A 21436-nucleotide genomic window follows, 5' to 3' on the forward strand; every position below is an offset into this window, starting at 1 on the left:
TGCGCGCGGCCCGCGAACGGGACGGCCCGCTGTGGAAGCACCCGTCACCACGGCACGGATCCGGCGTCGTCGAAGAACCCGCCGGTCGGCCCGTCGTCCGGCAGGGTCGCGAGGTGAATGGCGATGGCCGCGCCCTGAGCCGGTGAGCGGGTGCCGCTGAAGCCGTTCAGGTCGGTGGCCGTGAAACCAGGACATCCGGAGTTGATCAGGATCCCGGTGCCGCCCAGTTCCTTCGCGTACTGGATGGTGAGTGCGTTGAGGAAGGTCTTCGAGGCCAGGTACGCCGCGGGTACCGGGCCCATTTCGACGCCGGGCGTCGTCTGCAGGGCGAGCGAGCCGACGCTGCTGGACATGTTCACGATCCGCGGGGAGGCCGAAGCGCGCAGCATCGGCAGCATCGCGTTGGTGACCCGGACGACGCCGATCACGTTGGTCTCCACGACCGTCCGCACGGTCGCGGGGTCGAGAGTAGTCGGCGCCTGCGGCATGGCACCGGTGATCGCAGCGTTGTTGACCAGGACGTCGAGGCCCCCGGCATCCTCGGCGATCAGCGCGGCCGCCGCCGCGACGCTGGCGTCGTCGGTGATGTCCAGCGGAACACCGAAGGCGTCCGCTCCGGTTCCGCGCAGTTTCTGCACCGCGGCATCGCGGCGCTGCGGATCGCGCGCGCCCACGCCGATCCGCCAGCCGAGCGCTCCCAGGCCCGCGGCGATCTCATATCCGATTCCCTTGTTCGCGCCGGTCACCAACGCGATTCTCTGTTCACTCACACCGTCGATCCTGCGGTGGCGCCTGGCGCGGTGTCCAAGACCGATCGGATCCGTCCCGATACCTCAGGGGTATAAGTGGCGGTCGGCAACGGATACGATGACCCGATGGAGACCCGAGAGATGCGGTACTTCGTCGCCGTCGCTGAGGAGCTGCACTTCGGGCGCGCCGCTCTTCGCCTCACGATGGCGCAACCTCCGCTGTCCCGAGCGATCCAGCAGCTCGAACGGCGGCTCGGCGTCTTGCTCCTGAATCGCACCACGCGCGCGATCTCCTTGACCGAGGCGGGTACGGTGCTGCTGCGGGAGGCGCGACTCGCCCTCGACGCGGCCGACGCCGCCGAGCGCCGCACCCGCCGAGCCGCTGCCGACCGACCCGCCCTGGTGCTGGCCGCCAAAGCTGGCGCATCGACCACACTGCTGTCGAACCTGCTCGATGCGTACGCCGCCGTGCCGCGTCCCGCGGCTGTCGAGGTGACGCTGTGCGGGCCCGGCCAGCCCGAGAACATGCTGCGCGACGGCCGAGCCGACGTCGCTCTGCTTCACCGGCCCTACGACTCGATGGCCGGATTCGACACCGAGGACCTCTGCACCGAACCGCAGATCGCGGTTCTGCCCGTCGGGCACCAGCTCGCCGGCCGGACTCGGATATCGATTGCGGATGTTGAGGCCCTGACCGATCTGCCGCTGCCGCGCTGGCCTCGGCCCGACGGGAGCTACCGAGACGGCCCCGGGCCGCAGGTCCGCGACCACACCCAGTTGTTCCAGCTGATCGGGCTCGGACTGGCCTGCGCGATCGTGCCCGACTCGCTACGAGCCCAGCTGCGGGACGACTATGCCGTCGTGCCCGTGACAGACGCACCGGCAGTGACGACCGTCATCGCCTGGCCACCGCACAGCACCTCCGACGCCGTCGCCGACCTCGTCCGCGTCGCGAGAGGCCTGTAGCCGACCCGCGTGCGGCAGCATCCGATCCGACGAAGGGGGCATCGTTGCACCGGTGTCTCGGCGCCCTGTCCGGATGTCCGTGCCCGGTGCGAGAATGCGGACATGTTGCTCAGCGAGCTCGTCGCCGCCGCCGGAGAGGCCGCCGCCACCTCGTCGCGCCTGGCCAAGATTGACGTGCTGTCACGGCTGCTGCGCGACGCGCCTGCGGAGGAGATCACCCCGCTCGTCGGCCTGCTTCTCGCGGCCCCGAGGCAAGGGCGGCTCGGCGTCGGGTGGCGTGGGATCTCGTCCGTCGCCGTCACGCCGGCGGCGGAGCCCGCGCTCACCGTCACCGACGTCGACCGGGCGCTCGACGCGCTCGCCGGCGCCGCCGGATCCGGATCTGCGGCCGTCCGCACCGGCCTGCTCGAAGACCTCGCCGCACGCGCCACCGCCACGGAGTGGGACTTCCTGGCCCGTGCCCTGCTCGGTGAGCTGCGCACCGGCGCGCTCGCGGGTGTGCTGCTCGACGCGATCGCCCGCGCCTCCGATCGGCCGCCGACGACGATCCGGCGGGCGGCGATGCTCTCCGGCGACCTCGGTGCGACCGCGGTGCTCGCACTCACCGGCACCGCCGCCGAGCTCGACGCCGTCGGCCTCGCCGTGGGCCGGCCGGTGCTGCCCATGCTCGCCGCGAGCGCCGCAACCCCGACGGCGGCGCTCGAGATCACCGGCGAGGCCTCCGTCGAGTACAAGCTCGACGGCGCCCGGATCCAGGTGCACCGGCACGGCGACGAAGTGGGTGTGTACACCCGCAGCCTCGCCGACATCACGCACCGGGTGCCCGAGCTCGTCGAGATCGTGCGCGCCCTGCCGGCGCACGACCTCATCCTCGACGGCGAGACTCTCGCGCTCGACGAGGACGGCGGCCCGCGGCCGTTCCAGGAGACGATATCCCGGTTCGGGGCGGACGCCGCGCGCGAGCTCGTGCTGCGGCCCTGGTTCTTCGACCTGCTCCACGTCGACGGTCGCGATCTCATCGACGAACCGCTCTCGGTCCGGATCGCCGAACTCGACCGCGTCGCCGGCGACTGGCGGATCCCCGGCGACGTCACCGCCGATCCCGAGACGGCAGAGACCTTGTCGCGGGAGGCGCTCGCGGCCGGGCACGAGGGCGTGGTGGTCAAGGCGATCGACTCCCCCTACGCGGCGGGCCGGCGCGGCAAGAGCTGGGTCAAGGTCAAGCCGGTGCTCACCTACGACCTCGTCGTGCTCGGCGCCGAGTGGGGATCCGGACGCCGCCGCGGCTGGCTCTCGAACCTGCACCTCGGCGCCCTCGACGCCGAGGGCGAGTTCGGTGAGCCCGGTGGATTCGTCATGGTCGGCAAGACGTTCAAGGGGCTCACCGATGAGCTGCTGCGCTGGCAGACCGAGCACTTCCCCGCGCTCGAGACGCATCGCACCGCATCGACCGTGTTCCTGCGCCCCGAGATCGTGGTGGAGATCGCGATCGACGGGGTGCAGCGCTCCCCGCGCTATCCCGGCGGGATCGCGCTGCGCTTCGCCCGCGTCAAGCACTACCGGCCCGACAAGAGCGCGGCGGACGCCGACACGATCCAGACCCTGCGCGGGCTGCTGCGCGGGTGAGCGGCGCCGGCACCGCGCCGATTCATGGCCAGTACACTGGACTCGTCCGGCGCGCGCGTGAACCGCCCCCGCGCCGGTGCTCGAAAAAGGGGCACGAAGCCCGCAGCGCGCAGTATCACCGTCGATCGGGTGCGCTTCGGCGAGACACATACGGATCCTTCTTCCGTTGTCTCGAAAGGTCATTTCGCATGCCCACCGTCTCCGCCCACGTCGCCCTCACCCTCGCCCAGCACCTCGATGCCGTCTTCGGCGTGATGGGCAATGGCAATGCCTACTTCCTCGATGCGATCGAGACGCAGACCGGCGCCACGTTCACCGCGGTCCGGCACGAGCAGGGCGGCGTGGTCGCCGCCGATGCGCACTTCCGCGCCTCGGGCCGCATCGCCGCCGCCACCAGCACCTACGGCGCGGGCTTCACCAACACGCTCACCGCGCTCGCCGAGGCGGTGCAGGCGCACATCCCGCTCGTGCTCGTGGTCGGCGACGAGCCCACCAGCGGCCCGCGCCCCTGGGATGTCGACCAGATCGCGCTCGCCTCGGGCGTCGGCGCCCGCACCTACACGGTGGGGCGGACCGACGCCGCCGCCACCACGGTCATCGCGATCGAGCACGCCCTCACCTACCGGGTGCCCGTCGTCCTGGCGATCCCCTACGACGTCGCCGCGCTCGAGGCGGGCGACGTGCCCGCCGCCCCGGCCCCGCGAGTCCCCGCGCCATTGGAGGTGAAGGGCGAGTTCGCCGAGGGCATGCTGGATCGGATCGCCGACGCCCTGCGCACCGCGAAGCGGCCGTTCCTGCTCGCCGGACGGGGCGCCTGGCTCGCCGGCGCCGGATCCGCCCTGGGGGCGCTCGCCGACGCGACCGGCGCGCTGACCGCGTCGTCCGCGCTCGGCCGTGGGGTCTTCCCCGACCAGCGCTTCGATCTCGGTGTCACCGGCGGATTTGGCGCGGAGAGCGCGATGGAGCTCGTGCGCACCGCCGACGTCGCGGTCGTGTTCGGCGCCTCGCTCAACCAGTTCACGATGCGTTTCGGCGCGCTGTTCGCCCCGGGCACGCAGGTGTTCCAGATCGACGTCGCCCCGGCCGCCACGCACGCGCACGTCGGCGGCTTCGTCCGAGCAAACGCGCGTCTGGCGGCGGAGGCGCTCCTGTCCCGCCTGCACGACGTCGCGGGATCCGGCTGGCGCGAGAGCGTCGACGTCACCGCCGCCCGCGCCTACGACCACGGCGACGAGGCGGCCCCAGACGGCCGGCTCGACCCGCGCTCCGCCGCGCGCCGCATCGCCGAGCTGCTGCCCGAGGACCGCGTCGTGGTCTCGGACGGCGGGCACTTCATCGGCTGGGCGAACATGTACTGGCCGGTCGCCTCGCCGGATCGGATGATGATGATCGGCACCGCGTTCCAGGCGATCGGGCTGGGGTGGCCGAGCGTCGTCGGCGCCGCCCGTGCTCGCCCCGAGGCCACGGTCGTGCTGACCTCGGGCGACGGCGGCGGACTGATGGCGATCGCCGACCTCGAGTCGGCGGTGCGGGCCGCCCGCGGCCACGGCGCCGCGGTGATCTGGAACGACGCCGCCTACGGCGCCGAGGTGAACCTGTACGGCCTCAAGGGCCTCGCCCGCGAGCCGATGCTGATCCCCCAGGTCGACTTCGCCGCCTTCGCCGCCGCCGTGGGCGCGGAGGGCGTCGCCGTGCGCACGCTCGCCGACCTCGACCGACTCGGATCCTGGGCCGCGGAGGATCCCGCCACCCGCCGATTCCTGGTGCTCGACCTGCGCATCTCGGGCGACGTGATCGCCCCGTACCAGCAGGAGATCATCCGCGTGAACTCCTGAGCGGATCCGTGCCTCTCTCGTGCATGCCTGCACGAGAGAGGCACGGACGAACTCATATCACTGATCCGGGATATCGCGTATCGATGATATCGTTGGGACATGGGGCGAGCAGCCGAGGTGGTCCGCGACGCGAGAGCGCGCGCAGGCCTGACCCAGGTCGAGCTCGCGCGCCGCAGCGGAATCGCGCAGAACGTCATCAGTGACTACGAACGGGGCAAGCGAGAGCCGTCGTTCGGCGCTGTCGATGTGCTGCTGAACGCGGCAGGCATTGCACTCGAACTGAGGCCCGTTCGCACGCTGGACGTGTTGCTCCGCAGACGCGAAGAGATCGAGCGCGTGCTCGCCCTGCACGGCCTCAAGAACGTCGGTGTCTTCGGCAGTGTCGCGCGCGGAGAAGAGACCGAGCAGAGCGACGTGGATCTGCTGATCGATGTCGCCCCCGACGTCGGACTCTTCGCCCTCTTGCGCGCACAGCACGAGTTGGAACTGCTGCTCGGCCGCGCTGTCGATCTCATCCCGCGCGCGGGTCTGAAACCGGACGTGGCCGCGCAGGTCACCCGCGACCAGGTTCTGCTGTGACTCGCCCACCCCGTGCGCGGCTGCTCGACATCCTCGCCTCCTGCGAGGTCATCGCCAGCCATCTGAGCCGAGCGGACGCCGACGAGGGACTCCTGTTCGACGCGCTGCGCATCCGTCTGGTCGAGATCGGAGAGGCCGCCAAAGATCTGCCGGCCGATCTCACCGACACCGAGCCCGAGATCCCCTGGTCGCTGATCACGCGTCTGCGGGACCAGCTGGCGCACCGCTACTTCGATACGACACACGCCATCGTTTTCGAGACCGCGCGCCGCGATGTGCCCGCTCTTGCGCTCGCCGTGCGCCGGATGCTTTCCGCATCGGACAACCCCACGGCGGGCTGACCCTCAGACCTCCAGGAACGCTCCCTCGAGGAAGGCACCGAGCTCGTCCACGGCGCCCAGCGGCACGATCGCGGCGACGTACTGGTCCGGGCGGACCACGACCACGACGCCGTCCCGGGACAGCCCGCGCTCCTCGAAGATGTCGGTCGCCGACCAATGCGACGGAGCCGACGCGTAGAGCTTCTCCCAGTCGGTGAGGCCGAGCGGACCGGACTTCGGCTGGAACAACGCGGGCGCGGTCGTGACGTCGAGATCCTCTGCAGACTGCTGATACACGGCCTTCACGTCGAACACCGCGTCCACGTCGCCGTCGGCGGGCGTGAACCGCGCGAGCAAGGGCGCCACGGCCTCGGCCCAGGCGTCCAGCCCCGCCCCCGTGGCGTCGCCGAACGCGTACACGCGCCAGCGACCGTCCGCACGGGCGTGGTGTCCGAGGTGCATGACGTTGCCGTCGGAGACCCGCACGACCTCCGCACTCTTGAACCGCTTGCCGAGCGGGAAGCCCGCGGCGAGATCCTGGTGCGCGTCGGATCCCGTGATCATCGAGGCCGTGTACTGCGTCATGAAGCCCGACGGGAACTCCGCCGTGGCCAGGTAGTAGTTCGCGAGCTCCTGCGGATCCGAGATCTCCTCCGGCTTGCGCGCCATCAGGCTGGACCACTCCCGGTCGAAGTCGATGAGCTGCTGTGCCACCGGGTGCCGCTCGGCGCCGTAGGTCGACAGCAGCTCCTGCGGGCTGCGACCCGTGAGCACCGCGCCGAGCTTCCAGCCCAGGTTGAATCCGTCCTGCATCGACACGTTCATGCCCTGACCGGCCTTGGCGCTGTGCGTGTGGCAGGCATCCCCGGTGAGGAAGACCCGCGGGTGCCGGGTGGCGTCCTCGCCGGTGTCGTCGAAGCCGTCCGTGATCCGGTGCCCGACCTCGTAGACGCTGTGCCAGGCGACCTGCTTCACGTCGATCGTGTACGGGTGCAGGATCTCGTTCGCCTTCGCGATGACCGCCTCGATCGGCGTGTGCCGGACCTCGCGGTTGTTCTCCTGGGCGACCTCACCGAGATCGATGTACATCCGGCTCAGATAGCCGCCCTCGCGCGGGATGTGCAGGATGTTGCCGGCCTCCGCGTTGATCGCGCACTTGGTGCGCCAATCCGGGAAGTCGGTGTTGACCAGCACGTCCATGACGCCCCAGGCATGCGCGGCCATCGCGCCGACGTGCGTGCGCCCGATCGCCTCGCGCACGCCGCTGCGCGCGCCGTCGCAGCCGACCACGTACTTGGCGCGGATCGTGCGCTCTTCGCCCTCGCGGGCCCCCGCGACGTGGCGCACCTGCACCTCGACCGGGTACTCGCCCTCGGTTCCTGAGCCTGTCGAAGGGTGCACGGTGAGCCGCGTGAACTCGACACCGTAGTCGGGCACGATCCTGCCCGGGCCGTCGGCGGCCGCCTCGGCGAAGTAGTCCAGCACGCGCGCCTGGTTCACGATCAGGTGCGGGAACTCGCAGATGTCGAACGCGTAGTCGGCGGTGCGCGCGGTGCGGATGATGTTCTGCCGGTTCTGCGGATCCGGCCCCCAGAAGTTCATCCAGCCGATGTTGTACGCCTCGGCGATGATCCGCTCGGCGAACCCGAACGCCTGGAAGGTCTCGACGCTGCGCGGCTGGATGCCGTCGGCCTGGCCGAGCACGAGCCGCCCCTCGCGGCGTTCGATGATGCGGGTCGTGATGCTCGGATACTGCGACATCTGCGCCGCCAGCAGCATTCCTGCGGGTCCGGATCCGACGATGAGCACGTCGATCTCGTCGGGGATCTCCGCGGGACGGTCGAGACCGGTGCCGGAGGCCGGGAGCAGCCGGGGGTCGTGGGAGACGTATCCGTGGTGGTGGAACTGCATCGTCGTCGATTCCTTCCTGACGGCGCCGTCGGGCTTCGGGGTGACTGTTGCGTACCGGATAAGAGTGTTCTATATTCGAACGCAACGTTCTACTATTGAACACAGCGTATCCGAGCCGAGCATGATGAGCAAGGGGCGCCTGACGACACCTGGAGGACCGATGGCCGACACCCCCGCATCGCAGACGCTGAGTCGCGGGATCCGGATCCTCGAGGTGCTCGCGGATGCGCTCGGCGCGCTGTCGATCGATGAGGTCGCCGCCCGCCTCGGAGTGCACCGTTCGATCGCCTACCGGCTGGTGCGCACGCTCGAGGATCACGGCCTGGTCGGCCGCGACGCCGCAGGACTGGTCTCACTCGGCCCGCGGATGGCCGCGCTCGCCGCCGGGGTCGCGCACGACCTGCAGGCGGAGGCGCTGCCCGAACTCACCGCGATCGCCAACGATCTCGGCATGACCTGCTTCCTCGCCGTGCTGGACGGCGAGGAGTGCATCACCCTGGCGAGCGTGGAGCCGCGGCATGCCGTGGCGAGCGTGGCGCAGCGCCCCGGTGCCCGCCACCCGGTCACCGTCGGGGCGCCGGGAAAGGCGATCCTCGCCCAGCTGCCCGACGCGGAGTGGCCCGACGGCGCCGATGTGGCGCTGCATCGCGCGGTGGCGGAAGCGAAGGAACGGGGCTTCGCCACCAGCCACGACGAAGTCATCCCCACCGTGCGGTCGGTCGCCGTGCCGCTGGTGCTGCGCGCGCAGCGCCCCGCAGCGATCGCCGTCGTGCATGTGGCGACGACCCGCTCCGACGCCGACATCGCGGACCGCCTGCAGCGCTCGGCCGCGACCATCCGCGACGCCCTGGGGGCCTGAGCGACCCGACCCCGACGCCGCTGCGCCCCCTCAGCGCTTCGTCATGCCGCGGATCGGGCTGACCGCCTGCTCGGCCTCGGCCTCAGGGCCGAGCGGGATGCCGCTGCGGTCGCGCAGCAGCAGGCTGCCGACGAGGCCGACCACGGTCATCCCGGCCAGATACCAGGTGATCCCGATCGTCGAGTGCGTGGACTGGAAGATGGCCTGCGCGATCATGGGCGCGAACGCGCCCCCGAGGATCGCTCCCAGGGCGTAGGAGATCGAGACGCCGGAGAAGCGGATCGAGGCCGGGAACAGCTCGGCGTAGAGGGCCGCCTGCGGGCCGTACGTGAAGCCGAGCCCGACGGTGAGGATGACGAGTGCCGCCGCGAGCGACCCGGCGCTGCCCAGGTTCGTCAACGGGAAGAGCAGCACGACGCCGACCAGCTGCAAGACCCAGCCGATGATGTAGGTCGTGCGCCGGCCCAGCCTGTCGGACAGCCAGCCGCCGAACCAGGTGAAGAACAGCCAGGTCACCCCGGACAGCGCGACCACCCAGAAGACCGGCCCGGGGTTGAGCTTGACCGGCCCCTGCGGATCCGTCGCGTAGTGCTGCACGTACCCTCCGGTGGTCATGTACCCCACGGCGTTGTTGCCCGCGAAGACCAGCGCGGCGACGATCACGAGCAGCAGGTGGTGACGCAGCAGCTGCACGATCGGCATCCGGGTCTCCTCCTTGCGCTCGGCGATCTCGGTGAACACCGGGCTCTCCGACACGCGCCGGCGCACCCAGTACCCGACGCCGATCAGGACGATCGAGAGCAGGAACGGCACGCGCCACCCCCACGCGTTGAACGCCTCGCCCGGAGCGATCTGCGCCATCAGCGCGAGCACCAGGGACGCGAGCAGCAACCCGATCGGCACACCGATCTGCGGTGCCGCCCCGAACAGCCCGCGCTTCTGCCGCGGCGCGTGCTCGACGGCCATCAGCACCGCGCCGCCCCACTCGCCGCCGGCCGAGATGCCCTGCAGGATGCGCAGCAGGATGAGCAGGATCGGCGCCCACACGCCGATCACGGCGTGCGTCGGCAGCAGGCCGACCAGGGTCGTGGACGCCCCCATCAGCAGCAGGGTGATGACCAGCATCGGCCGGCGTCCGAGCTTGTCGCCGAAGTGCCCCGCCAGGAAAGCGCCGAGCGGACGGAACAGGAAGCTCACGCCGACGCTGAAGAACGACACGATCTGCGCGAAGTCCTTGCCCATCGGCTCGAAGAACAGGTTCGCGAACACCACTCCGGCGGCGAACGCGTAGATGAAGAAGTCGTACCACTCGACGGTGGTGCCGATCACGGTGGCGAAGACCACTCGGCGTCGGTCGGTGGCCGATGCGATGGTTCCGGTGGGCGTGAAGCCCGGTGAGGATGCTGCGGACATGCCTTCTCCTTCTGCGTGACGTCGCTGTCCAGCCGAACCTTCGACGGATCCAGAATCCGTGCTTGCCCGACCTCCGTCGATGATATACGATTTCAAATATGACGCAAGGGGTTCTTCCCTTGGCACCGGCTGCGCGAGGAGGCGCCCATGTCCGCACCGATCCCCCGGCCCGGCAAGATCATCGCGATCCACCTCAACTACCGCTCCCGCGCCGACCAGCGCGGACGCACACCGGCGAGTCCCTCGTACTTCTTCAAGCCGTCGTCATCGCTGGCCGGCACGGACTCGGTCGTGGAACGTCCGGCGGGGACCGAGCTGCTCGCCTTTGAGGGCGAGATCGCCCTCATCATCGGCACGGCCGCGCGCCGCGTGAGCGTGGCGGACGCGTGGTCGCACGTCGCCTGGGTGACCGCGTCGAACGATCTCGGCCTGTACGACCTGCGCGCGAACGACAAGGGCTCCAACGTCCGCTCCAAGGGCGGCGACGGATACACCCCGATCGGCCCCGACCTGATCCCGGCCGCCGACGTCGACCCGGGCCAGCTGCGCCTGCGCGCGTGGGTGAACGGCGACCTCCGCCAGGACGACGACACGTCAGGTCTGCTCTTCCCGCTGCCGCAGCTCGTCGCCGATCTGTCTCAGCACTTCACCCTCGAGCCCGGCGACGTGATCCTCACCGGCACCCCGGCCGGATCCAGCGTGATCGTCCCCGGTGATGTGGTCGTGGTCGAGGTCGACGTCCCGCACACCACCAAGACGATCACCTCCGGGGAGCTGCGCACCACGGTGACGCAGGGCGCGACCCACTTCGATCCGGCTCTCGGCTCCCTCCCCGCCGTCGACGACCTGCAGCGCGCGGAGGCCTGGGGCTCCCGCGACAAGGCGGGGCTGCCCGCCGACGACGCGCCGGAGGAGGCACGCCCGTCGGCACTCTCGCCGGAGCTGCGCGCCCAGCTTCTCGCCGCACCGACCGCCGGACTGTCCGCACAGCTGCGCAAGCGCGGGCTGCACTCATGCTTCATCGACGGCGTCTCGGCGAACCTGCCGGACACGAAGATCGTCGGCACCGCGAAGACGTTGCGCTTCGTGCCGGCTCGTGAGGACCTCTTCGCGAGCCACGGCGGCGGCTACAACGCGCAGAAGCGCGCGTTCGACGCCGTGAACGAGGGCGAGATCATCGTGATCGAGGCCCGCGGCGAGGCGGGCACCGGCACGCTCGGCGACATCCTCGCGCTGCGGGCGAAGACCCGGGGCGCCGCCGGCGTCGTCACGGACGGCAGCGTGCGCGACTTCGCCGCCGTCGCCGAGATCGGGCTGCCGGTGTTCTCGCAGGGCGCGCACCCCTCGGTGCTCGGCCGCCGTCATGTGCCGTGGGATATCGACGTGACGATCGCCTGCGGCGGCGCGACCGTGCAGCCCGGCGACATCATCGTCGGCGACAGCGACGGCGTGATCGTGATCCCGCCCGCCCTCGCCGCGGAGGTCGCGGACGCGACGGTCGCCCAGGAACACGAGGACGAGTGGATCGCGACGCAGGTCGCGGCCGGCCACCCCGTCGACGGGCTGTTCCCGATGAACGCCGAATGGCGTGCCCGGTACGAAGCCGCGACCCGCGCGCAGGGCGGATCCCAGTGACCACGCCCCTGACCGCGAGCAAGTCGGAGCAGGCCTACGTCTGGATCCGCTCACGCATCTCCTCGCACGCGTTCGGCCCCGGATTCCGCCTGGTGCTCGGCACCGTCGCGGATGAGCTCGGGATGAGCGTGGTGCCGGTGCGCGAGGCGATCCGCCGACTCGAGGCCGAGGGCCTGGTCACCTTCGAACGCAACGTCGGCGCCAGGGTCTCGCTCGTCGACGAGAGCGAATACGCGCACACCATGCAGACCCTGGGCCTGGTGGAGGGCGCGGCGACCGCGCTGTCCGCCCCGTTCCTCGACGCCGATGCGCTCGCCCGCGCCGAGCAGGTGAACGATCGCATGGTGCGCCTGCTGGAGAGCTTCGATGCGCACCGCTTCACCGAACTCAACCGGCAGTTCCACTCCGTGCTGTACGAGCCCTGCCCGAATCCGCACATCCTCGACCTCGTGCAGCGCGGATGGGCGCGCCTCAGCGGGATCCGCGACTCGACGTTCGCGTTCGTCCCCGGACGCGCCGGCCACTCCGTCGAGGAGCACGTGCAGATCCTCGACCTGATCCGCACCGGCGCCGATCCGCTCGAGATCGAGCTCGCCGCCCGCAACCACCGCTGGCGCACGATGGACGCGTTCCTCGCCGCCCGCCACGCCGACGCCCTGGGCGTTCCCGAAGCCCCCGAAGCCCTCTGAACGACACCACTCGAACCATCCCGGAAGGACGATGATGACCGACGCCTACGCCCCGGCAGATCTGCCGGAGAAGATCCAGCACTACATCGACGGCGAGTTCGTCGATTCGCTCGACGGGGACACCTTCGAGGTGCTCAACCCCGTCACCAACGAGACCTACGTGCACGCCGCCGCCGGCAAGAAGGCCGACATCGAGCGTGCCGTCGCCGCCGCCAAGCGCGCCTTCGACGAGGGCCCGTGGCCGCGGATGCTGCCGCGCGAGCGCAGCCGGATCCTGCACCGGATCGCCGACATCGTCGAGTCCCGCGACGCCCGCCTCGCCGAGCTGGAGTCGTTCGACTCAGGCCTTCCGATCACGCAGGCGCTGGGCCAGGCCCGCCGTGCCGCCGAGAACTTCCGCTTCTTCGCCGACCTGATCGTCGCCCAGGCCGACGACGCGTTCAAGGTGCCCGGCAAGCAGATGAACTACGTCAACCGCAAGCCGATCGGCGTCGCCGGCCTCATCACGCCGTGGAACACGCCGTTCATGCTCGAGTCCTGGAAGCTCGGCCCCGCCCTCGCGACCGGCAACACGGTCGTGCTGAAGCCGGCCGAATTCACGCCGCTGTCCGCCTCGCTCTGGGCGGGCATCTTCGAGGAGGCAGGGCTCCCGCAGGGGGTGTTCAACCTCGTCAACGGCCTCGGCGAGGACGCGGGCGACGCGCTCGTGAAGCACCCCGACGTGCCGCTCATCTCCTTCACGGGCGAGAGTCGCACCGGTCAGCTGATCTTCGGCAACGCGGCGCCGTTCCTCAAGGGCCTGTCGATGGAGCTGGGCGGCAAGAGCCCCGCCGTCGTGTTCGCCGACGCCGACCTCGACACCGCCATCGACGCGTGCATCTTCGGCGTCTTCTCCCTGAACGGCGAGCGCTGCACCGCTGGATCCCGCGTGATCGTGGAGCGCTCGATCTACGACGAGTTCGTGGAGCGGTTCGCGGCACAGGCGAAGCGCGTCAAGGTCGGCCTGCCGCACGACCCCACCACCGAGGTCGGCGCGCTCGTGCACCCGGAGCACTACGAGAAGGTGATGAGCTACGTCGAGATCGGCAAGGGCGAAGGCCGTCTCGTCGCCGGCGGCGGGCGCCCCGAAGGCTTCCCGACCGGCAACTACGTCGCCCCGACGGTGTTCGCCGACGTCGCCCCGGATGCCCGCATCTTCCAGGAGGAGATCTTCGGCCCGGTCGTCGCGATCACACCGTTCGACACCGACGAGGAGGCGCTCGCCCTCGCGAACAACACGCGCTACGGTCTCGCCGCGTACATCTGGACCAACGACCTCAAGCGTGCGCACAACTTCGCGGGCGCCGTCGAGGCCGGCATGGTCTGGCTGAACTCGAACAACGTGCGCGACCTGCGCACCCCGTTCGGCGGCGTGAAGGCGTCCGGCCTCGGGCACGAGGGCGGCTACCGCTCGATCGACTTCTACACCGACCAGCAGAGCGTGCACATCACGCTCGGCGCTCCGCACAATCCGGTCTTCGGCAAGCAGGCACCGCCCGTCGAGCAGGACCTCGACGACCCGGATCCCCGCTGACCGGATCCATTCCGATCTCGAACCGCATTTCACGCAAGGACGCTGACATGACCCACCGTGCCGACATGACGCTGACCTCCTCCGGCTACTTCACCAGCCAGGAGGCCCCCATCGCGACCGAGAACCCGATCGCCACCCCCACTGCCACCCCGCCGGACGTGCTCCGCTGCGCCTACATGGAGCTCGTCGTCACCGACCTCGCCGCCTCGCGGGTGTTCTACGTCGACGTGCTCGGCCTGTACGTGACCGAGGAGGACGAGACCGCGATCTACCTCCGCTCCACGGAGGAGTTCATCCACCACAACCTGGTGCTCCGCAAAGGGCCCGTCGCGGCGGTCGCCGCGTTCTCGTACCGCGTGCGGACCCCCGAGGACCTCGACCTCGCCGTCGCGTTCTACACCGAGCTCGGCTGCGACGTGCGCCGCTCGCCGTCCGGCTTCGTCAAGGGCATCGGCGACTCGGTGCGGGTCGTGGATCCGCTCGGCTTCCCGTACGAGTTCTTCCACCAGACCGATCACGTCGAGCGGATGAGCTGGCGCTACGACCTGCACATCCCCGGCGAGCTCGTGCGCCTGGACCACTTCAACCAGGTCACGCCCGACGTGCCGCGCGCGGTGAAGTACATGCAGGATCTCGGCTTCCGCGTCACCGAGGACATCCAGGACGAGGAGGGCACGGTGTACGCCGCGTGGATGCGCCGCAAGCCCACCGTGCACGACACCGCGATGACGGGCGGCGACGGCCCGCGGATGCACCACGTGTGCTTCGCCACGCACGAGAAGCACAACATCCTCGCGATCTGCGACAAGCTCGGGGCCCTGCGCCGCTCGGACGCGATCGAGCGGGGGCCGGGCCGCCACGGCGTGTCGAACGCGTTCTACCTGTACCTGCGCGATCCCGACGGGCACCGCGTCGAGATCTACACGCAGGACTACTACACCGGCGACCCGGACAACCCGGTGATCACCTGGGACGTGCACGACAACCAGCGCCGCGACTGGTGGGGCAACCCCGTCGTCCCGTCCTGGTACACCGACGCGTCGCTCGTGCTCGACCTGGACGGCAACCCGCAGCCGGTCATCGCCCGCACCGACTCCAGCGAGATGGCCGTCACGATCGGCGCCGACGGGTTCAGCTACACCCGTCCCGCCGACGAGGAGGCCATGCCGGAGTGGAAGCAGGGCGAGTACAAGCTCGGACACCAGCTGTGACCCTTCCCGCAGACACCATCGCTGCCCTCGCCGCCGAGCTCGCGGAGGCCGACCGCACGCACGGAGTGATCCCGCGGATCACCGCCCGTCACCCTGAGGCCACCGTCGAGGACTCGTACGCGATCCAGGGCGTCTGGCGCGATGCGCAGGTCGCGGCGGGCCGCAGACTCGTGGGCCGCAAGATCGGGCTCACCTCGAAGGCCATGCAGCAGGCGACCGGCATCACCGAGCCGGATTACGGCGTCATGTTCGACGACACCGTGTACCCGTCCGGATCCGAGATCCCGGTCGACCACTTCTCGAACGTGCGGATCGAGGTCGAGCTGGCGTTCGTGCTGAAGCAGCCCCTCGAAGGCCCCGACTGCACGCTCGAGGATGCGCTCGCCGCGATCGATTACGCCGTCCCGGCGCTCGAGGTGCTGAACTCGCACATCGAACTGGAGGGCCGGACGATCGTCGACACGATCAGTGACAATGCCGCCTATGGCGCGATGGTGCTCGGCACCGTGCACAGGCGGCCGGACGAGATCGACCTGCGCTGGGTGCCCGGCGTGCTGAGCCGCAACGGCGAGATCGAGGAGACCGGCGTCGCCGCCGGCGTGCTCGGCCATCCCGCGACCGGCGTCGCGTGGCTGGCCAACAAGTTCCACCAGCACGGCGCGCGCCTCGAGGCGGGCGAGATCATCCTGGCAGGATCGTTCACACGCCCGATGTGGGTGTCGCGCGGCGACGAGGTGCTGTGCGACTACGGACCGATGGGAACCATCACATGCCGCTTCGTCTGAGCCCCACGTTCCGCGCGCACCTGGCCGAGTCCGATCGTCCGCTGATCGGCATGTGGGCGTGCACCGGCAGCCCGCTGGTCACCGAGATCGCGGCGGGATCCGGCATGGACTGGCTGCTGATCGACGGGGAGCACTCGGCCAACACGCTCGAGTCCCTGCAGGGGCAGCTGCAGGTCGCCGCCGCCTACCCGATCACGCCCGTCGTGCGCGTGCCGTCCAACGACGCCGTCGCCATCAAGCAGGTGCTGGATCTCGGGGCGCAGAACCTCATCGTGCCGATGGTGTCGTCCGCCGACGAGGCGCGGGCCGCGGTCGCCGCGACGCGGTATCCGCCGGAGGGGATCCGCGGAGTCGGATCCGCTCTGGCCCGCAGCGCCCGCTGGAACCGCGTCGAGGACTATCTCGTCGAGGCCGCGCAGCACGTGTCTCTGACCGTGCAGATCGAGACCGGCGCCGGCGTGGAGCGGGCGGCCGAGATCGCTGCCGTCGATGGCGTCGACGCGGTGTTCGTCGGTCCCTCCGACCTCTCCGCCTCGATGGGGCTGCTCGGCCGGCAGACCCACCCCGACGTGGTCGCCGCGGTCGAGCGCGTGTTCGCCGCGGTCGCGGCCGTGGGCAAGCCCGTGGGGGTGAACGCGTTCGATCCGGTCGCGGCGGACGCCTACATCGCCGCCGGTGCCGACTTCGTCGCTGTCGGCGCCGACGTGGCGCTGCTCGCACGCGCGTCCGAGGCGCTGGCGGCCCGGTTCCTGCCCGCCGCGTCGTCCAGTCCCGGCGCCAGCTACTGACCCCCGTCGCGTCCGCCGCCGCGGCGCCCGGCCACCCCGACTGGCTTTTTCATAGCCACGGACGGCAGGATGAGTCCATGACTTTCCCCGCTCTCGCGCCCCTCGCCGACCGCGCGGCCCTGTTCGCCGCCCTCCGCCAGGACCAGCTGGTCGCCGCGACCTCCGCCCTGGGCGAGCATCGCTGGGACGCCGACCTCGCGGCGGGGACGCTCACATTCACGTCAGAGCCCGATCCGAGCCGCCAGCTCGTCGCCCGCGCCTCGCTCGTCGCCACGATCGCCCCCGGACCCCGCTCGCTGATGTGGGCCTGGGCACACCCGCAGGGCGGATCCGACGCGTCGATCGCCGGACTGCGCGAGTACGGCACGACCTACTCGATCGCCGAGCTGTCGCAGCCCGAGCTGCCCTTCCCCGCCGAGGCGGAGGCGGATCTGGACGGATGGATCGCGGGAGCCGCGCACCAGATCGGCGCGATCGCCGAGGAGATCACCGGCCGCTCCCCCTACTACTCGGCGCCGGTCGGCAGCGGCACCCGTGCGGTGTTCCTGCTGGACGCGCCGCTCGCGCCGCTCACCGTCGCCGACGCCGTCACGGCCCTCCCCCGTGTCCTCTCCGAGCTCACCCTCTCGGACGCCCGCTCCTCCGTGTGGGATCTGGCGCGGCTCGCCGGCTGGAGCATGCAGTGGACCGACGAGGCCTACTCGGGCGCGCTCGTGTCCGACGCCAGCGGCAGCGCCACGTTCCGCTTCGACGAGTACGCCCGCATCTCGGGCATCGAATCGTCGCTCGGCCAGCCCGCCCAGGCCTGATCCCGCCGATCCGAGCCGGAACACCCGAAGCGCCGTCGATGCGCGTCGCATCGCGCATCGCGATCCTGGTCCTGCTGGTCACGGCGAGCCTGCTGCTGACCGCAGTCCCCGCCGATGCGCACGTGACGACGGTGGCCTACGCCGACCTCACGGCTGCGAGCACGACCGACGTCAGAGTCGTCTTCGACCTCCAGTACCAGCTGCTCAGCGCCTCCGCCGCGCAGACGCAGAACGACCCCGGCCTGTTCGCCGCGGCGATCGAGCATCCTCGCCAGGGCGCCGAGAACGCGGTGCTGGCCGATCACGCGACGGCGATCCTCGCGTACACCGCTGCGCGCTTCACGGTCGCGGTCGATGGCGGCTCACGCTGCGTGCCGCATGCCGACGGCCCCGCCGCATTCCACAGCCGAGACGCCACCGACTACGCCCGCTTCGCCGTGCGCTACGCCTGCCGGGCCGGGCACGGGAACGCCTTCCTCGTGCGCAGCGCCCTGTTCCCCGATACGGAGGGCATGGTCAAGGACACGAAGACGATCGTGACCTACGCCCTCGAGGGACGCAACGGCAGCGCCGCGCTCGACGCCGCACACCCGCAGTTCACGACCGCTCAGGCCTGGACCGACCGGTTCGCGGAGTTCTTCCTGCTCGGCGCCGAGCACCTGCTCACCGGCATCGACCACATCCTGTTCCTCGTCGCGCTCATCATCGGCTCCCGCCGGCTGCGTGACGTGGTGCTCGCGGCGACGTGCTTCACCCTGGCGCACTCGATCACCTTCCTGCTCGCCGCGCTCGGCCTCGTGCACGTGCCGTCGCGCGTGGTCGAGCCGATGATCGCCCTGTCGATCGCGGCGGTGGCTGCGGCGTATCTGTGGGGCGTCCGGCCGCGGCGTTCCGCGCGAGCCGCGGGCACGGATCCGCGTGCGCCCTCACGCAGCGCGGCAGCGGTGCGGCTCGGCATCGTGTTCTGCTTCGGGCTGGTGCACGGTCTCGGATTCGCGAGCGCGCTGAATATCCAGGAGCCGTGGTCGTGGACCCTGCTCTGGTCGCTGCTGGTGTTCAACGTCGGTATCGAAGCCGTGCAGCTCACGATCATCGCGATCGTGTTCCCGCCGCTGATGCTGCTGCGCCGCCGGGAGCCGCGCACCGCCCTCGTGCTCAGCGCCATCACCGCGGTGGTCGTGCTGTTGTTCGGGCTCGGCTGGACCGTGCAGCGCGTGCTCGGCCTCGGATGAGCGCGCCGAGTGCTCAGCTCGCGGTGCGCTCTGCAGCCTCGACCACGTTGGTCATGAGCAGTGCGACCGTCATCGGGCCCACGCCTCCCGGGTTCGGCGAGATCCAGCCGGCGACGTCCGCCACCGCCGGATCGACGTCCCCGTAGACCCTGTGCTTTCCCGTGTCCGGATCCGTCTCGCGGGTGACACCCACGTCGAGCACCGCGGCGCCGGGCTTGACGTCCGAGGCGCGGACGATGTGCTTGACGCCCGCCGCCGCCACGATGACGTCGGCCTCGCGCAGGTAGGCCGGCAGGTCGACCGTGCCGGTGTGCGTGAGCGTGACCGTCGCGTTGATGTCGCGCCGAGTCAGCAGCAGCCCGATCGAACGGCCGATCGTGACGCCGCGGCCGACGACGACGACATGCTTGCCCTTGAGGTCGTAGCCGTTGCGCAGCAGCAGCTCGATCACGCCCCTCGGGGTGCACGGCAGCGGGGTGTGGATCGGCGCGTTGACGTTCAGCACCAGCCGGCCGAGGTTCGTCGGGTGCAGTCCGTCGGCGTCCTTGGCGGGGTCGATCCGCTCCAGGATCGCATCCGTGTCGAGGTGCTTCGGCAACGGCAGCTGCACGATGTAGCCGTGGCAGGACGGATCCGCATTCAGCTCGTCGATCAGCGCCTCGACCTCCGCCTGGGTCGCGTCAGCGGGCAGTTCGCGCTGGATCGAGTTCATCCCGATCGCCTCGGACTGCTTGTGCTTCATGCCCACATACAGCTGCGAGGCGGGGTCCGCCCCGACCAGCACCGTGGCGATGCCGGGCACGACGCCCCGCGCGCCCAGCGCCGCGACCCGTTCGGTCAGCTCGGCCTTGATCGCAGCCGCAGCCGCCTTGCCGTCAAGACTCTTCGCGGTCATCTCCCGCTCCTTTCACGCCAATTCAACCCGCGAGACTTCATCTGCGCGGCGAGACAGCAGCAACGTGCTGCAGTCTCGCCGCCCAGTTGCAGTCTCGCGATCAGGACGAGGATCCGCGTCCGGGCGCCGGCGCAGCCCGATCCGGATCCGCGGGGATTACTGCTGCAGGTCGGGGTAGAGCGGGAAGGCGGCGGCGAGCGCGTCCACGCGGGCGCGCAGCGCCTCGACGTCGGCGCCGGGCTGCAGCGCGAGCGCGATCACGTCGGCGACCTCGGTGAACTCGACGTCGCCGAAGCCGCGGGTCGCGAGCGCCGGGGTGCCGATGCGCAGGCCAGAGGTGACCATCGGCGGGCGCGGGTCGTTCGGGACCGCATTGCGGTTCACGGTGACATGGATGTCGTGCAGCAGATCCTCGGCCTGCTTGCCGTCGATCTCGGCGTCGCGCAGGTCGACGAGGACGAGGTGCACATCGGTGCCGCCCGAGCGCACGGCGATCCCGGCGTCCTTCACGTCCTGCTGGGAGAGCCGGTCGGCGATAATGGCGGCGCCGCGCAGCACGCGCTCCTGGCGCTCCTTGAACTCCGGGGTGCCGGCGATCTTGAACGCGGTCGCCTTCGCGGCGATCACGTGCATGAGCGGGCCGCCCTGCTGACCCGGGAACACGGCCGAGTTGATCTTCTTCGCGATGTCGGCGTCGTTCGTCAGGATGAAGCCGGAGCGGGGACCGCCGATCGTCTTGTGCACGGTCGAGGAGACGACGTGCGCGTGCGGCACCGGGTTCGGGTGCAGGCCCGCGGCGACGAGGCCGGCGAAGTGCGCCATGTCGACCCAGAGCAGCGCGCCGACCTCGTCCGCGATCGCGCGGAACGCCGCGAAGTCGAGCGTGCGAGGGTAAGCCGACCAGCCGGCGATGATCACCTTCGGCTTGTGCTCGATCGCGAGCCGGCGCACCTCGTCCATGTCGATCGTCGAGGTCTCGGGGTTCACGCCGTAGGCGACGATGTTGTACAGCCGGCCGGAGAAGTTGATCTTCATGCCGTGCGTGAGGTGGCCGCCCTGGTCGAGCGAGAGGCCGAGCAGGGTGTCGCCGGGGCGGGCGATCGCATGCAGCACGGCGGCGTTCGCGGTCGCGCCGGAGTGCGGCTGGACGTTCGCGAACTCGGCGCCGAACAGCTCCTTGGCGCGCGCGATCGCGAGCTCCTCCGCGACGTCGACCTCCTCACAGCCGCCGTAGTAGCGGCGGCCCGGGTAGCCCTCGGCGTACTTGTTGGTCAGCACCGAGCCCTGCGACTGCAGCACCGAGACGGGGACGAAGTTCTCCGAGGCGATCATCTCGAGGAACGTCTGCTGGCGCTTCAGCTCCCGGTCGAGGACCTGAGCGATCTCGGGGTCGACCTCGGAGAGAGGCGCGTTGAAGAAACGGTCGGTCATGAGCGTGCTCCTTTGACGGTTACGAAAAGACGGGGTGGCTCATCGGCCCAGGCGCGCGGTCGAATCCGTAACGGTCGCTCCCCGGTGGTGACCCACCCAGACGCCAGTCGCGACAGGAAGAGCCTACCCG

19 protein-coding genes and 1 riboswitch are annotated in these 21436 nt (G+C 70.5%); of the genes, 14 read left to right on the top strand and 5 right to left on the bottom strand.

The annotated features are described in order from the left end of the window. Nucleotides 1-44: 44 nt before the first annotated feature. On the bottom strand, nt 45-770 hold the full coding sequence (locus ABD882_RS00970) for an SDR family NAD(P)-dependent oxidoreductase (protein WP_345183435.1): 726 nt from the start codon (nt 768-770) through the stop codon (nt 45-47). A gap of 105 nt (nt 771-875) precedes the next feature. Here ABD882_RS00970 and ABD882_RS00975 point away from each other — a divergent pair, with 105 nt between their 5' ends. The 5 genes from ABD882_RS00975 to ABD882_RS00995 all read left to right on the top strand — a co-directional run bounded on the left by ABD882_RS00975 (nt 876) and on the right by ABD882_RS00995 (nt 6096). After that, nucleotides 876-1715, top strand: a complete 840-nt coding sequence (locus ABD882_RS00975) for a LysR family transcriptional regulator (protein WP_345183437.1) — start codon at nt 876-878, stop codon at nt 1713-1715. A gap of 102 nt (nt 1716-1817) precedes the next feature. After that, nucleotides 1818-3341, top strand: a complete 1524-nt coding sequence (locus ABD882_RS00980) for an ATP-dependent DNA ligase (RefSeq protein WP_345183439.1) — start codon at nt 1818-1820, stop codon at nt 3339-3341. Nucleotides 3342-3529: 188 nt separating this feature from the next. Beyond that, on the top strand, nt 3530-5176 hold the full coding sequence (locus tag ABD882_RS00985) for a thiamine pyrophosphate-binding protein (RefSeq protein ID WP_345183441.1): 1647 nt from the start codon (nt 3530-3532) through the stop codon (nt 5174-5176). 117 nt (nt 5177-5293) lie between these two features. Further along, a complete protein-coding gene (locus tag ABD882_RS00990) occupies nt 5294-5755 on the top strand; it encodes a nucleotidyltransferase domain-containing protein (RefSeq protein WP_345183443.1) in 462 nt (153 codons plus the stop codon). After that, on the top strand, nt 5752-6096 hold the full coding sequence (locus ABD882_RS00995) for a HepT-like ribonuclease domain-containing protein (RefSeq protein ID WP_345183445.1): 345 nt from the start codon (nt 5752-5754) through the stop codon (nt 6094-6096). Before ABD882_RS00990 ends, ABD882_RS00995 begins: the two co-directional genes overlap by 4 nt. Nucleotides 6097-6099: 3 nt before the next feature. Here ABD882_RS00995 and ABD882_RS01000 read toward each other — a convergent pair whose 3' ends face one another. Then, nucleotides 6100-7986 carry an FAD-dependent monooxygenase gene (locus ABD882_RS01000; protein WP_345183446.1) on the bottom strand — a complete coding sequence of 629 codons (1887 nt, stop codon included), beginning with the start codon at nt 7984-7986 and terminating at the stop codon, nt 6100-6102. A gap of 160 nt (nt 7987-8146) precedes the next feature. Between ABD882_RS01000 and ABD882_RS01005 the strand changes: the two genes are divergently transcribed. After that, complete coding sequence (locus tag ABD882_RS01005) at nt 8147-8845, top strand: IclR family transcriptional regulator (RefSeq protein WP_345183448.1); 699 nt, start codon at nt 8147-8149, stop codon at nt 8843-8845. 30 nt (nt 8846-8875) lie between these two features. On the opposite strand, the gene ABD882_RS01010 is transcribed toward ABD882_RS01005, so the two are convergent. Beyond that, complete coding sequence (locus tag ABD882_RS01010; protein ID WP_345183449.1) at nt 8876-10258, bottom strand: MFS transporter; 1383 nt, start codon at nt 10256-10258, stop codon at nt 8876-8878. 147 nt (nt 10259-10405) lie between these two features. Between ABD882_RS01010 and ABD882_RS01015 the strand changes: the two genes are divergently transcribed. The 8 genes from ABD882_RS01015 to ABD882_RS01050 all read left to right on the top strand — a co-directional run bounded on the left by ABD882_RS01015 (nt 10406) and on the right by ABD882_RS01050 (nt 18980). Further along, entirely contained in the window at nt 10406-11893 is a 1488-nt protein-coding gene (locus ABD882_RS01015) for a fumarylacetoacetate hydrolase family protein (RefSeq protein WP_345183451.1), read from the top strand. Next, nucleotides 11842-12582 carry a GntR family transcriptional regulator gene (locus tag ABD882_RS01020; protein ID WP_425563307.1) on the top strand — a complete coding sequence of 247 codons (741 nt, stop codon included), beginning with the start codon at nt 11842-11844 and terminating at the stop codon, nt 12580-12582. The genes ABD882_RS01015 and ABD882_RS01020 overlap by 52 nt, the downstream gene beginning before the upstream one ends. Nucleotides 12583-12616: 34 nt before the next feature. After that, nucleotides 12617-14155: a 5-carboxymethyl-2-hydroxymuconate semialdehyde dehydrogenase gene (hpaE, locus tag ABD882_RS01025; RefSeq protein ID WP_345183455.1), complete on the top strand. Its 1539-nt coding sequence runs from the start codon at nt 12617-12619 to the stop codon at nt 14153-14155. 47 nt (nt 14156-14202) lie between these two features. Continuing rightward, nucleotides 14203-15366, top strand: coding sequence for a 3,4-dihydroxyphenylacetate 2,3-dioxygenase (hpaD, locus tag ABD882_RS01030; RefSeq protein WP_345183456.1), 1164 nt, complete (start codon nt 14203-14205; stop codon nt 15364-15366). Continuing rightward, complete coding sequence (locus ABD882_RS01035; RefSeq protein WP_345183458.1) at nt 15363-16151, top strand: 2-keto-4-pentenoate hydratase; 789 nt, start codon at nt 15363-15365, stop codon at nt 16149-16151. The genes hpaD and ABD882_RS01035 overlap by 4 nt, the downstream gene beginning before the upstream one ends. Further along, on the top strand, nt 16136-16939 hold the full coding sequence (locus tag ABD882_RS01040) for an HpcH/HpaI aldolase family protein (protein ID WP_345183460.1): 804 nt from the start codon (nt 16136-16138) through the stop codon (nt 16937-16939). Before ABD882_RS01035 ends, ABD882_RS01040 begins: the two co-directional genes overlap by 16 nt. Before the next feature lie 77 nt (nt 16940-17016). Further along, nucleotides 17017-17748, top strand: a complete 732-nt coding sequence (locus tag ABD882_RS01045; RefSeq protein ID WP_345183461.1) for a DUF6882 domain-containing protein — start codon at nt 17017-17019, stop codon at nt 17746-17748. Nucleotides 17749-17786: 38 nt separating this feature from the next. Beyond that, the gene (locus tag ABD882_RS01050) at nt 17787-18980 is read left to right on the top strand and encodes a HupE/UreJ family protein (protein WP_345183463.1); all 1194 of its coding nucleotides are present in this window, start codon (nt 17787-17789) and stop codon (nt 18978-18980) included. A 13-nt stretch (nt 18981-18993) separates the two neighbouring features. Here the strand turns inward: ABD882_RS01050 and ABD882_RS01055 are convergent, their stop codons facing one another. Next, a complete protein-coding gene (locus ABD882_RS01055) occupies nt 18994-19875 on the bottom strand; it encodes a bifunctional methylenetetrahydrofolate dehydrogenase/methenyltetrahydrofolate cyclohydrolase (protein WP_345183465.1) in 882 nt (293 codons plus the stop codon). A gap of 156 nt (nt 19876-20031) precedes the next feature. After that, nucleotides 20032-21306 (bottom strand): serine hydroxymethyltransferase, encoded by a 1275-nt coding sequence (gene glyA / locus ABD882_RS01060; protein WP_345183466.1) that lies wholly within the window; start codon nt 21304-21306, stop codon nt 20032-20034. Between the two features lie 38 nt (nt 21307-21344). Further along, nucleotides 21345-21427: riboswitch (ZMP/ZTP riboswitch) on the bottom strand. Between the last annotated feature and the right edge of the window lie 9 nt (nt 21428-21436).

The sequence above is a fragment of the Microbacterium panaciterrae genome (assembly GCF_039541635.1).
In the GTDB taxonomy this organism is placed as follows: domain Bacteria; phylum Actinomycetota; class Actinomycetes; order Actinomycetales; family Microbacteriaceae; genus Microbacterium; species Microbacterium panaciterrae.

What these genes read in the sequence shown, in the direction of transcription:
- ABD882_RS00975 (WP_345183437.1), top strand. Translation starts at nt 876, where the DNA reads ATGGAGACCCGAGAGATGCGGTACTTCGTCGCCGTCGCTGAGGAGCTG.
- ABD882_RS00980 (WP_345183439.1), top strand. Translation starts at nt 1,818, where the DNA reads ATGTTGCTCAGCGAGCTCGTCGCCGCCGCCGGAGAGGCCGCCGCCACC.
- ABD882_RS00985 (WP_345183441.1), top strand. Translation starts at nt 3,530, where the DNA reads ATGCCCACCGTCTCCGCCCACGTCGCCCTCACCCTCGCCCAGCACCTC.
- ABD882_RS01000 (WP_345183446.1), bottom strand. Translation starts at nt 7,986, where the DNA reads ATGCAGTTCCACCACCACGGATACGTCTCCCACGACCCCCGGCTGCTC.
- ABD882_RS01005 (WP_345183448.1), top strand. Translation starts at nt 8,147, where the DNA reads ATGGCCGACACCCCCGCATCGCAGACGCTGAGTCGCGGGATCCGGATC.
- ABD882_RS01010 (WP_345183449.1), bottom strand. Translation starts at nt 10,258, where the DNA reads ATGTCCGCAGCATCCTCACCGGGCTTCACGCCCACCGGAACCATCGCA.
- ABD882_RS01015 (WP_345183451.1), top strand. Translation starts at nt 10,406, where the DNA reads ATGTCCGCACCGATCCCCCGGCCCGGCAAGATCATCGCGATCCACCTC.
- ABD882_RS01020 (WP_425563307.1), top strand. Translation starts at nt 11,842, where the DNA reads ATGGCGTGCCCGGTACGAAGCCGCGACCCGCGCGCAGGGCGGATCCCA.
- hpaE (WP_345183455.1), top strand. Translation starts at nt 12,617, where the DNA reads ATGACCGACGCCTACGCCCCGGCAGATCTGCCGGAGAAGATCCAGCAC.
- hpaD (WP_345183456.1), top strand. Translation starts at nt 14,203, where the DNA reads ATGACCCACCGTGCCGACATGACGCTGACCTCCTCCGGCTACTTCACC.
- ABD882_RS01040 (WP_345183460.1), top strand. Translation starts at nt 16,136, where the DNA reads ATGCCGCTTCGTCTGAGCCCCACGTTCCGCGCGCACCTGGCCGAGTCC.
- ABD882_RS01045 (WP_345183461.1), top strand. Translation starts at nt 17,017, where the DNA reads ATGACTTTCCCCGCTCTCGCGCCCCTCGCCGACCGCGCGGCCCTGTTC.
- ABD882_RS01050 (WP_345183463.1), top strand. Translation starts at nt 17,787, where the DNA reads ATGCGCGTCGCATCGCGCATCGCGATCCTGGTCCTGCTGGTCACGGCG.
- ABD882_RS01055 (WP_345183465.1), bottom strand. Translation starts at nt 19,875, where the DNA reads ATGACCGCGAAGAGTCTTGACGGCAAGGCGGCTGCGGCTGCGATCAAG.
- glyA (WP_345183466.1), bottom strand. Translation starts at nt 21,306, where the DNA reads ATGACCGACCGTTTCTTCAACGCGCCTCTCTCCGAGGTCGACCCCGAG.